Origin of the sequence: Brevibacillus sp. HD3.3A (genome assembly GCF_013284375.2) — a bacterium.
GTDB classification, from domain to species: Bacteria; Bacillota; Bacilli; order Brevibacillales; family Brevibacillaceae; genus Brevibacillus; species Brevibacillus parabrevis.
Genome location: NZ_CP085874.1, coordinates 2,314,971 through 2,326,660, shown reverse-complemented (window position 1 = coordinate 2,326,660; position 11,690 = coordinate 2,314,971). Strand labels below are relative to the sequence as shown.

The following is an 11,690-nucleotide window of genomic DNA, read 5'->3' as shown; positions in this document are numbered from 1 at the left end:
TGTGTAGATGGTTGTACCCACAGCGTTCCCAATCCGGGAGCGCTTTTTTCACGGATCGCTTGAAATCGCTTCCTTTTTGTTCACCTTCTATCCACGATTTCTTCACGCCTTATTCACACCTGCCCAGCCACAAACTCACAAAAGAGGAGTATGATAAGCGTGTAAAACATTTCCACCAAGTGAGGGGTAATCCTTATGATTCAACAATTGTCGCGCTGGTTGTGGGGCAAAGAAGAACACGAAGCCGTTCCTTTCGAGACAAAAAAATACGTCCGCAATGAAATGGAACAATTCATCACGAATGAGCCGGAGCACATGCTGCCGTACGCTCAGCTGTAAGATCGAACCTAATCACACTTTTACCGATAAGCTGCCAGCGTTTGGCAGCTTTTTTTGCCTGTTTCTGTAAGCGCTCTCCTCTGTGCTACAATCAAATCAAGGAAAACAATCGGAGGGATCATCTTGGTGGAATTTACGGAAAAATGGCTGCCTACTTACATCCGCCGCGATTTGACAGTGTTGTTTTGCGGCATCAATCCCGGGCGCGTATCGGCCACAGCCGGATTCCACTACGCGAACCCGGCGAATTTGTTTTGGCGCGGCTTGTTCGAGGGCGGGCTTACCGCAAGACAACTGCTGCCGGAAGAAACCTCGCTGCTGTTGGATTACAACTACGGCATTACCGATCTCGTCACGCGCCCTACCCGCTCCTCTTCTGATCTCACGCGCGAAGATTTTGACACAGGCGCAGAGCAGTTCGTGCACATGATCCAAACGTACCGCCCGCGCGTCATCTGCTTTAACGGAATTACGGCTTTTCGCCATGCAACAGGCCAGAAAAAAGCCGCTGTCGCGCTGGGTCTGCAACCAGAGAAGGCATTCGCTACCAATGATTGGGCAGGCAGCTACTTGTTCGTCATCCCGTCCACGAGTGGAGCCAACGCCTCATTCACACGCGCGGAACGCATCGCCAAATTCGCCGAGCTGAGCGACTTTTTGCGCCAAAAAGACTGGCATCCGCTTCCCTTGCCGCCCAACTGAAGCGCCATGAGTGTCATCCGCTTGGGCCGCCGCGTATGATAATCGTACGTTTCTTTTGCAAGGGAGGCGCAAAACGGATGGACGACCTCATCGGCAAAATCGAGCAAAAGTACGCGCTGAAAGTATTGCAGCAGGAAACACTTCGCGAGACGCCCAAGTCGCTCGTCGTCTTTCTCGATACCTCGATCGGCAAGTTTATCGGCAAAATTTCGTACTTACCGAAAGAACGCCAGCACTTCATTTTGAACGCCGAAGCGCATTTGCGCAAAAAAGGCATTCTCATCCCCGGCATCCAGCGCACGAAAAGCAACCAGCGCTCGATTGTGTACAAAGACAACTTGTTTGTGCTGCACCAATGGTTTTCCTGGCCGAAAATCGCCTACAGCTCACCGAAAAAGCTGGAACAGGTCGGAGCCGCACTAGGGCGCTTCCATCTGCAATCGCTCGGTTTTACTTCCAAGCATGGCGAGCTGTACAACGGGGCGAAAAAATGGTCGGAGGAATACAAGACGGATCTGGCTGCACTGGAAAAATGGGAGCAGCGCCACATGAGCAAAAAGAATCCGAAATCGACGACGATTGTGGAATACTTGCCTTATTTTCGCCAGGCAGGGCTTGCGGCGCGAGAACAGTTGAAATCATCCGCCTACTTTTCCAGCTGGAAAAAGCTTGCCCTGCGCAAGCATTTCCTCTGCCACGGAGATTTCAACAACGGCAATTTGCTCACGCGCAACCAGCAAATCGCGATTATCGACTGGGAAGACGTCCGCTACGATTTTCCTTCCAAAGACATCAGTCGCGTCCTCTCGCTCGCCATGCGCAAGGCAGGAAGCTGGAACGAGCCGTTGTTTACGTCTTTGTTGCGGGCCTACTTGCAGGAAAATCCGCTGTCTGCCGAGCAGCTGCATTTGCTGTTTGTCGATCTGACCTTCCCACATATCATGGAACGGTTTTTGCGCATGAAGCAGTATGAGGAGATGGAAGTGGCCGAGATTCAGAAGTTTTGCACGCGTGAGGCGATCAAGACCGCCTATATGCTGGATGAACTAAAAGCCCTCGCGTAAAGACGAAAGGCAGCTGCCTGTCTTGCGCGAGGGCCTATTGGGCTTTTTTCCTGTTTGGGCTGGTCTGGTCTTCTACGGTTGCGCCGTTTTGACCAGGGCGCTTTGCTGCCGCACGTACGCAATCAGGTCAGCAGCCATATCGTAATAGTTGAAAGGCGTAATCAGGTAAATCCCGTTGAAATAGCGGACAGCCGTGTCGAGCAGTTCTTTGGCGATGGCGATGCCTTCCTGCCTGGCCGCTGGTCCCTGTACTTTTTTCATCCGTTCCAAGGCTTCCGCCGAAAGCTTGATGCCAGGCACTTCATTGTGCAGGAACTCGGCATTTCTTGGACTGGTCAGCGGCATGATGCCGATAAAAACCGGGATGCCGATGTGCTTGGTCGCCTCGTGTACAAGGCGAATCGATTCGACGTCATACACAGGTTGGGTCATGATGTAATCAGCCCCTGCCTCGACTTTCTTTTCCAGCCGGGCGACAGCCGCTGCCATGTTGCGCACGTTCGGGTTGAAGGCTGCGCCCACGATGAACTGGGCTTTTTGCTTGAGCGGTCGTCCCGAGAACGAGACGCCTTCGTTCAACTGCTTCACCATGCGGATCAAATCGAACGAAGTGACATCAAACACCGAGCTTGCCCCCGGCAAATCGCCGAAGCGGGACGGGTCGCCCGTGATGACGAGAATTTGGTCGATGCCAAGCGCGTGCAGCCCCATCAGATGGGATTGCTGCCCGATCAAGTTGCGGTCACGGCAGGCAATATGCAAAAGCGGATCGATCCCGTGTCTCGTTTTCATCAGCGCTCCGAGCGCCATGTTGCTCATCCGCACCGTCGCAAGCGAATTGTCTGCCAGCGTGATCGCGTCTGCCCCTGCTTTGTGCAGCTCGCAGCAGCCGTCCAGAAACTGTTCGGCGTCGAGATCGCGCGGCGGATCAAATTCGACGATGATCGTTGTAGCTGTTTTCACCCGTTCCACGATGCTTGGCTTCTCGCGCTCGTGAATGCTTTGTACCGTTATGTGCGGACGCTCCGCCAACGCAATCGTTGGATTCACGCGTGCTTGCGGTTTTTGCCCTGCGAGCGCGTCTGCTATCGCCTTCACGTGTGCAGGGGTCGTTCCGCAGCAGCCGCCGATCAGGCGCACTCCCTGATCGCGCAGGCGCAAGGCGCTTTCGGCAAAATAGTCGGGAGACGACTTGAAGGCGTACTCCCCGTCCGTCATTCCCAGCCGCCCCGCATTGGGGAACGCTGACAGAAGCGAATCATCCGGGAAGATCGTGCTTTCAAAAGAGCGCAAAATTTCAGCCGGACCCAAGCGGCAGTTCAGACCGATGACGTCTGCTCCTGCCTGTTTCAGTTGCGGAAAAGCATCCGTCAGCGAGTAGCCGTCGCGCGTGCGTCCGACTTCCAATGTCGCCAGTTGCGCAATGACGGGCACATCTGTCAGCGGACGAATGACCTCGATGGCGAGCAGCAGTTCCTCCAGATCGAGGAACGTTTCCAAAATCAGCGCGTCTACGCCTGCGTGCAACAGCGCGATCGCCTGTTCCTCGTACTGGTCCCGATACTCATCCAGTACCTTTTTCTTCACCCGTCCAGCCAAAATCGAGCCGATGCTGCCTGCCACGTACGCATCGTCCTTGGCGGCTTCGCGGGCAATCGCCACGGCAAGACGGTTGATCCGCGCCACTTTGTGCTCCAAACCGTAGCGGCTGAGCGCATCCCGGTTCGCGGAAAATGTATTCGTCTCCAAAAGGCGCGCTCCTGCCTGATAGTACGACGCATGAACTTCGTGCACCACGCGCGGATTGGACAAACACAACTCTTCAAAGCTGACGCCAACCGGGGCGCCCAGCGCATGCAGCTGGGTCGCCATGGCTCCGTCTCCGACCAGCAGGTGCTCCTGCAAATACTCCCGTAAGTCTTGCTTGCTCGTCGTCAACTCAATCCCTTCTCTCCCATTTTCATTAGACGATCTATACTTCAAACACCGACGGACCTGCGTTAAAGTAACGCGCTTCCGGGTGGGCAAATACCATCGCGGATACAGAAGCTTCCGGCTCCATCATGAAGCCTTCTGTCAACTGGATGCCGATGTCTTCCGGCCGCAACAGGCGGAACAGCTGCGCCTGGTCTTCCAGGTTCGGGCAAGCCGGATAGCCGAACGACACGCGAATGCCTCGATAGCGGGCACCGAAGCGCTCCAGCATGGTCATTTCCGCCGGATCAGGAATCCCCCATACATCGCGCATTACGTGGTGAATCCGCTCCGCAAAAGCTTCCGCCAGCTCCAGAGCCAATGCTTGCAAAACGTGCGAGCGCAAGTAGTCGCCGCGTTCCTTCAGTTCAGTCGAGCGCTCGCGAATGCCGCCGCCTGCTGTCACCGTCAAAAATCCGACGTAATCCATCTCCTTGCTCTCGACCGGACGCAAGAAATCGGACAGGCACAGATGCGGCTCTTCCGGCTGACGCGGGAACGAGAATCGTTCCAGCACTTTGCTGTGGTCGTTTGGATCGTAGACGATAATATCGTTGCCGTCCGCTTGCGCCGGGAAAAACTGATAGGCACCGTGCGCCTTGATCGTTCCCTGCTGCTTCGCTTCATTCAACAGCTCCTCGACTATCCCGTACAGTTCCAACGCCTTTTCGTCGCCCGCTTCCAGCAATTTTTCCACGTTTCCACGCACACCGAGATGCTTGCCGAGCAGCATGCGCAAATTCAGGTACGGTTGCAAATGGCTGATCGGGTACTGGCGCAGCACGTGTCGCTCGCAGTCTGGCGGCAACTGAATCGGAACGGTTCTGCTAATCGCCGAGCGGGCCGGCAGCGGAGCTTTTTTCTCCTGTACCACCACGTGTTGCGCCGTTGCCGCCGCTTCAGCGAGTTCTTGCTGCTCAGCGACCAGACGCTCCCGCTCGTTCGGGTTTTGCAAACGGTTGACGAGGTCGAGTCCGTCCATCGCATCCTTGGCGTACAACACGATTCCGTGGTATTCCGGCGCGATCCGGTTGGAAGTGAATTTGCGCGTCAAAGCCGCACCTCCGACCATCATCGGCACATCGATTCCCGCTGCTTTCAAGTCTTGCGCGGTAATGACCATTTGCTGGGCTGATTTGACCAAAAGACCGGACAACCCGATCGCATCCGGCTTCTCTTCCCGGCAAGCGGCAATCAGTTGCTCAGGCGGCACCTTGATCCCCAGGTTCACGACGTTGTAGCCGTTGTTTGCCAAAATGATTTCCACCAGATTTTTGCCGATGTCGTGCACGTCGCCTTTGACTGTCGCCAGCAAAATCTTGCCTTTGGCCGCCGCATCGCTCTTTTCCATAAATGGCTCCAAAAACGAGACGGACGCTTTCATGACTTCCGCGCTTTGCAGCACTTCCGCTACGATCAGCTGGTTTCCGTTAAACAGGCGGCCGACCTCTTCCATTCCTGACATCAACGGGCCGTTAATAATTTCAAGCGGCGCATACTTTTCCAGAGCCAGCTTCAAATCGTCAGTCAAGCCATCCTTGGAGCCTTCGACGACATATCGGGCGAGGCGCTCTTCCAAAGTCAGCGTGGAAGCTTCCACCCGCACTTCTTTTTTCTTCTGGCGGTAAAATTCGGTGAATGCAGCCAGTGTTTCGTCGTTTGTCTCGAACAGCAGCGCTTCCGCCAGCTTGCGCTCATCCTCGGGAATCGACGCGTAGCGCTCCAGCTTTTCTGTATTGACGATGGCAAAATCGAGTCCGGCAACCGTCGTGTGGTACAAAAACACGGCGTTGAGCACTTCGCGGCCCGCTGCTGGCAGCCCGAAAGACACGTTGCTGACCCCGAGAATCGTTTTGCACAGCGGCATCGCTTCTTTAATGAGGCGAATCCCCTCAACCGTCTCCTTGGCGGAACCGATGTACTGCTCATCCCCTGTACCGACCGGGAACACCAGCGGGTCGAAAATGATGTCTTGCGGGGCAATTCCGTACTGGTTGACCAAAATATCGTACGAGCGCTTCGCCACTTCCAGCTTCTTCTCGCGCGTGACAGCCATGCCCGCTTCCTCGATCGTTCCGACGACTACAGCCGCTCCGAACTTTTTGATCAGCGGCGCTACTTCTTCAAAGCGCTCCAGGCCGTCTTCCAGGTTGATCGAGTTGAGAATCGCTTTTCCCTGGGAATAGCGCAGGCCCAGCTCCATTACTTTTGCATCCGTCGAGTCGATCATCAGCGGAGCCTTGACCTTTTTCACGACGAATTGCAGGAATTTTTCCATATCGGCGTATTCATCCCGATCCGGGTCAGCCAAACAAATATCGATGACGTGAGCGCCGCGTTTTACTTGTGCCCGGGCGATATCTGACGCTTCCTCGTATTGGCCTGCGGCGATCAAGTCGCGGAATTTTTTCGAACCGATGACGTTTGTGCGCTCCCCTACCAACAGCGGGCGACTGTCATCTTCCACGTACACGACTTCGATGCCGGATACCGCGCTGACAGCCTGATCGACAGCCTGACGTGGCTTGCAGTCTTTCAATGCTTCTGCCATCGCCCTGATATGGTCGGGCGTCGTTCCGCAGCAGCCGCCCGCCACGTTCAGCCAGCCTTGTTCTGCAAAAGCGCGCATTTTTGTCGCAAGCCCTTGCGGTGTCTCATGGTAATGTCCGTTTTCATCCGGCAAGCCCGCATTGGGGTAACAGCTCACTCCGCATTGAGCCAGTCCGGACAGCGTGCGCAGATGGTCGCGCATGAACTCGGGGCCAGTCGCACAGTTCAGCCCAACGGACACGGGATTCAAATGCTCAAGCGAGATATAAAACGCCTCGATGTTTTGACCGGCAAGAGTCGTGCCCATCGGTTCAATCGTCCCGGACAGCATGACGGGCAACTCCACATCCAGCTCTGCGAACGCTTTGCGGATGCCGATTCCCCCCGCCTTGACGTTCAGCGTATCCTGCGATGTTTCCAGCAGCAGCACGTCGGCTCCGCCAATGATCAGTCCTTTTGCCTGACGATAGTAGGACTCCACCAGCTCCTCGAAGGTGACACCGCCTGTCAAAGCGAGCGTTTTCGTCGTCGGTCCCATTGCCCCTGCCACGTATCGCGGCCACTCGGTTGTGCTATAGGCATCTACGGCTTCCTTCGCCAGACGGGCCGCAGCGATGTTTAACTCCAGATCCTTGTCGGCGACATCGTACTCGGCCAACACGACGGAGGTGGCTCCGAATGTATTCGTCTCGACGATGTCCGCTCCCGCCTCCAAATATTTTTCGTGGATGGATCGAATGACGTCTGGTCGCGTCAAGTTCAAAAGCTCGTTGCAACCATCGTAGGCTTCGCCGCCAAAATCATCGGCGGTCAAGTTCGCCTGTTGCAGCATCGTGCCCATCGCACCGTCCAGAATCAGAATTTTCCGGGAAAGCTGTTCGCGAAAAGTGGGTTTCATTGACGTACTCCTTTTCTCCCTTGCGGCGTTTATTCTCGGCAGTTTTTTTGCACAAAAAAATCCTCTTCTTTGAAAGAAGAGGATTTGTCCGCGGATACAATTGCGCCTGAACCATCCTCTCATCTTTCAAAGCCGTAGCTTTGCTGGAATTGGCACCGGATTTTAACCGGTTGCCGAGGCTTCATCAGGCCAGTCCCTCTGCCTCTCTTGATAAGAGTTGTACCATGGTATTCATTTTTGACTTTCAGGTTTCATGTTTGACAGTATCTTAACACCGCGTCCTGTCTACGTCAATTGAGAATTTGTCTATTATTTACTGCTTTTCTCCCCGACTGCGCCCATTTTTGTGCTTACCGGGCATCCGCCCACGCCAATCTGTGCGATCGTGTATAGACTGTAGCATAACGGAAAGGAGGGGGAACAAACGTGAGTACATCTTACTGCGGAAATGGCATCTTTGGAGACTGCTTCGCACTGGTGCTCGTACTGTTTATCCTGCTGGTCATTGTTGGGTGTTCGTGTGACGACTGCTAGGTAAATGACAAGAAGAGGCTATCCCCCCGCCTTCCAGCTGGCTTGCGGGATAGCCTCTTTTTCTTGTCCTTACGGCTCGATTACAGCCTCGCCGCTTTTGGCATCGATGGTAATGAAACTGCTTGCCAGCTCTTCCTCGCTCCACGGAATGTACGCGAGTCTCGGACGATCCAGCCAATCGTTTTCCTGATCTTTTAACAGGTAAACAAGCCTGAGTGGCATGACGCGCAAAAACGACTCGGCAGCCTTTTGTTTGGAAACGACCTCGGCTGACGAAGGAAGCTCTATCAACTTGTGAGTCTCTCGCCAATTCCGGAAGCTGTTTACCTTCCCGGTCGAAGGGTCTACCGACACCTCGTAAGCGGCATCTGGCCCCTTGTCCAACACCGGAATCCCATCCTTGCTCATGACATAGCGGAATACCCAGTTGCCTGACGAAACCGGATTGGCTGCGCCAGGTTCCATCACTTGTGCAAGCTGCACTTCTTTTACGCCCGGATCGGCGTATTTGGCCAAAAAGAACACGGCTGCCTGCTCGGCCTGTTCGCGCTTCACGGTCACTTGCGTATTTGTGCGGGGAACGCGCAACCCAACTACCTGGCTCGTCTTCGCGTCGATCGTCACTTCATGCCAGCGGTCTTTGCTATCTGCCCAGTTGAATGATTTGTTCTTTTGGTGATCATCTACGGATTCCCGATAGGACATGCCTTCGACGTTGACGCCAAATTCCGTTTGCAAAAGCGCCTTCGCCTCTTCCTTCGTACGCACGATGACAGGCTGTTCGTGTGTCTCGAACGCATCTGCCTGCGGCTGCTCCCGCTGCAGCTGATCGTAGGCAAAGCCGTTGTTTCCCGTACCGTAGTTGATCTTGCCGCTATGCGCATCAATGTACCAATCAAGGAAAACCGGCCTTCCTTGTTGGAAAAAGGAAACCGCTGCCCTGTATTCCAGTGTCGGCTGTTTCAGCGCCTTCCCTTCGGACATGTGCTGCACGTATACAAGCTTCATATTTGCGGCCAGCTCGTTTTCGGCGGCGCTTTTCGCCACAGCTTCCGCAGCATCCGGGAACGAAGACGGGGAATACGCTCTCGTCGGTTTGCTGAACATCAGAAGACGTCCGGAGCTGCCCAGTTCAATATCCAGCACATCTTCCATGACAGGTAACCCGTTATGATAACGCATGAATTTTTCCGCGCTATTCGATTCCACATGGCGATAGTTCGCGCTGTCAGCTCCAAGCAATCGGCCGAGAAGCTGCTTCGCTTGCTTTAACGCCTCTGCTTCATTTGGCTTTTGCGCTTCTTCGTTGCGGTCCCGCTGAATCCGGTACAGATCGATGTCTTGCCCGTTGCCGATTTCGCTCACCATCGCTGTCTGGCCTTCGTCGTTCACTTTGCCCAAAACCAGCGCCCAGCCATCTCGAGTCAGCTGTTTGTTGTAGACAACCGGGAACGGATTCAGTTCAGTCACGGAGGCGGCGAATTTGGCAAACAGCTTCTGCTCCTGCTCGTTCAACCTGCCGAAAAAGGCGACGCGCTCCTTTTTGTCCACCTGGACAGTCAAGACATCGTACGGGACAGGCTTGCCGTTTTCCAACCGCTGATAGCTGACGTTCATCCACGTTCCGTTGCGCCAATCCTCATCCGCATAAACTTCTGTCGCCTGATGCGCGTAAACCTTCGCTTCTTCACCGAGCGCGGTCTGCAAAAATGCTTGCGCGACTTTCTCTGCTTGCGCGGGCGCAATCGTTGTTTTCTCGCCGTCACTGCTTGCGTCCAGCAAGTAGCTTTCGATCCGCCCCGTCCGGGTGTCATACGCGACTTGTCCGATTGCCCTGTCCTTTTGCAGCAAGGTCACAAGCGCAATCCCATCCAGCGTCTCGCCTTTGCGCAGTGTGACACCGCCAAGCTCAGGGACTGCCTTTTGCAGCGGAGCCAGCGCTTGTTCCGGTGAAACGGCCTGCTCCGCGGTTTTGTCCGTTTGATGCGCCGCCGCTGCGCTCGTTCCATTTTTTTGCGGCGACATGGACGGCAGAAAGCCCTCTCGCACCCCTAGCACGGTCAATGCCAGACAAGCCGCAAGCGATCCCGCCATGACTAACTGCTTGTGATTTTTCTGCTTTTTCTTCCCGACCTCCATCCGAATCCTCTCTTCCATTTCCCGGGTAAACTTCACTTCCGAAGCTGCCGCTTTCCCTGCTTCGCGTACAGCTTCACGCAGCCCCTGATCTAGTTCCATTCCAATCCCTCCTTTTCACACAATGCCCGAAAATGTTTGCGCGCCCGATGCAGCTGCGTCCGTACCGCATCCTCGGAAATATCCAGCACTTGTGCTACTTCCTTAATTGACAAATCTTCATAGTAATGAAGTACCATGACCTTTCGATACAAAGGCGACAGCATCATGACTTTCTCGGCGATATGTACCTGGTCCAGTTGCTTGAAAACGGACGATTCCACGTTCCCTTCCGCCACTTGTTCCGGCACGGTTTCTTTCGGGGAGACAAACGTAGAAAAGATTTGCCGGAACGACCACGATCGCAAATACTTGCGCGATTCATTGATGGCAATCCGGTACAGCCATGTTTTCAAACTGCTCTCATGGCGAAACTGATCCAGCGACCGATAGGCTTTCAGGAACACTTCCTGTGTGATGTCTTCCGCGATTCCGCGATCTTTGACGATCATGTAGGCGAGCTGGACGATTTTGTCACCGTAGTCATTCATCAAAGTCGACAGCAGCGCATCCTTGGTCGGCTGCAAAGACCGCTCTGCCGCGTTAGCCTTTGCACTGGCATTCAGATTGACATTCACTTTGCTTCACCTCCTCTTGCAAACGATATCCATTTGATCCAGCAGCCTGCTTTTTGTGACAGAAATCGCGATTTATTTTTCCTGGCCTCTGTTTTCAGCGGAAAAGACGACACCTGCGCGCACTGCGTTCGTTGTCAGAGCGGAACGCTTTTGCTATCATGAGGCTTACCTAACCCCTAGAAAGGAACGATTGACGATGAACACTTTGCTCGCTTGTGAAAAAGACGAGTTTTTGTCCTGTATAGAGACGGTAAAGGAACTGGAAACATCCGAGTTTGAAACATATTCCATCGTAAAGCATACCGAAACAGGTGAACACTATTTGCGCTACTTTTTGTCGCATATCAACCTGTCCGAAGGCGGCAGAAGGGACAATTACGATCACTTTTTGCCACTCGACTCCGACGACGTTCTCGGTCTGATGTTTGGCGATCAGGATTACCACTTCCCGGAAAACTGGCGCTCTTCCTACCTGCGCAGCGGCAACGACAATCGGCTGATCCCTTTTGATCCATCCGAGAATTACGATCTGGAAGAAGAAGCGGCTGCCGAGCTGGCCATGGTGGAAAAACTGGAGCAGTACAAGGCGCAATGGATGCATGCCGAAAACTTGACGGCGGAAGAAAGAGAAAAGCTGACGCAGGAGTATTTCGCGGCACTCGACAAGATTTTGAAAAAACCGGAAGAGTAAGTTGCACAAAAGCACCAAAAACGGCTATAATGCTAGGTAAACAAGCGAATCGTTGATGAGGACAGTACCCTTGGACTTACGGCTGTAGCGAATCGGGGATGGTGGAAGCCCGATGCCTGACCAAG

General features: G+C 54.2%; 9 protein-coding genes, 1 riboswitch and 1 other annotated feature (1 of these 11 only partly in view). Of the genes, 5 read left to right on the top strand and 4 right to left on the bottom strand.

The features are described 5' to 3' along the window. Positions 1-195: 195 nt before the first annotated feature. The 3 genes from HP435_RS11405 to HP435_RS11395 all read left to right on the top strand — a co-directional run bounded on the left by HP435_RS11405 (position 196) and on the right by HP435_RS11395 (position 2,105). Positions 196-339, top strand: coding sequence for a hypothetical protein (locus HP435_RS11405; protein ID WP_167470357.1), 144 nt, complete (start codon positions 196-198; stop codon positions 337-339). A gap of 123 nt (positions 340-462) precedes the next feature. After that, positions 463-1,041, top strand: coding sequence for a mismatch-specific DNA-glycosylase (locus tag HP435_RS11400; RefSeq protein ID WP_122965740.1), 579 nt, complete (start codon positions 463-465; stop codon positions 1,039-1,041). Between the two features lie 77 nt (positions 1,042-1,118). Continuing rightward, the gene (locus HP435_RS11395) at positions 1,119-2,105 is read left to right on the top strand and encodes a phosphotransferase (RefSeq protein WP_173595637.1); all 987 of its coding nucleotides are present in this window, start codon (positions 1,119-1,121) and stop codon (positions 2,103-2,105) included. A gap of 72 nt (positions 2,106-2,177) precedes the next feature. On the opposite strand, the gene HP435_RS11390 is transcribed toward HP435_RS11395, so the two are convergent. Both HP435_RS11390 and metH read right to left on the bottom strand, forming a co-directional pair. Beyond that, on the bottom strand, positions 2,178-4,043 hold the full coding sequence (locus HP435_RS11390; RefSeq protein WP_173599190.1) for a bifunctional homocysteine S-methyltransferase/methylenetetrahydrofolate reductase: 1,866 nt from the start codon (positions 4,041-4,043) through the stop codon (positions 2,178-2,180). 34 nt (positions 4,044-4,077) lie between these two features. Next, positions 4,078-7,527: a methionine synthase gene (gene metH / locus HP435_RS11385; RefSeq protein ID WP_173599191.1), complete on the bottom strand. Its 3,450-nt coding sequence runs from the start codon at positions 7,525-7,527 to the stop codon at positions 4,078-4,080. A gap of 116 nt (positions 7,528-7,643) precedes the next feature. Next, a riboswitch (SAM riboswitch) is annotated at positions 7,644-7,744 on the bottom strand. Positions 7,745-7,953: 209 nt separating this feature from the next. Between metH and HP435_RS11380 the strand changes: the two genes are divergently transcribed. After that, positions 7,954-8,061 (top strand): YjcZ family sporulation protein, encoded by a 108-nt coding sequence (locus HP435_RS11380; protein WP_083955646.1) that lies wholly within the window; start codon positions 7,954-7,956, stop codon positions 8,059-8,061. Between the two features lie 69 nt (positions 8,062-8,130). Here HP435_RS11380 and HP435_RS11375 read toward each other — a convergent pair whose 3' ends face one another. Further along, a complete protein-coding gene (locus tag HP435_RS11375) occupies positions 8,131-10,299 on the bottom strand; it encodes a YcdB/YcdC domain-containing protein (RefSeq protein ID WP_173599192.1) in 2,169 nt (722 codons plus the stop codon). Continuing rightward, positions 10,290-10,862, bottom strand: a complete 573-nt coding sequence (locus tag HP435_RS11370) for a sigma-70 family RNA polymerase sigma factor (protein ID WP_122965891.1) — start codon at positions 10,860-10,862, stop codon at positions 10,290-10,292. The genes HP435_RS11375 and HP435_RS11370 overlap by 10 nt, the downstream gene beginning before the upstream one ends. 208 nt (positions 10,863-11,070) lie before the next feature. On the opposite strand from HP435_RS11370, the gene HP435_RS11365 reads away from it, so the two are divergent. Then, positions 11,071-11,565 (top strand): hypothetical protein, encoded by a 495-nt coding sequence (locus tag HP435_RS11365; RefSeq protein ID WP_122965890.1) that lies wholly within the window; start codon positions 11,071-11,073, stop codon positions 11,563-11,565. Positions 11,566-11,608: 43 nt separating this feature from the next. Beyond that, positions 11,609-11,690, top strand: a binding site (T-box leader); it runs 184 nt beyond the window's last position.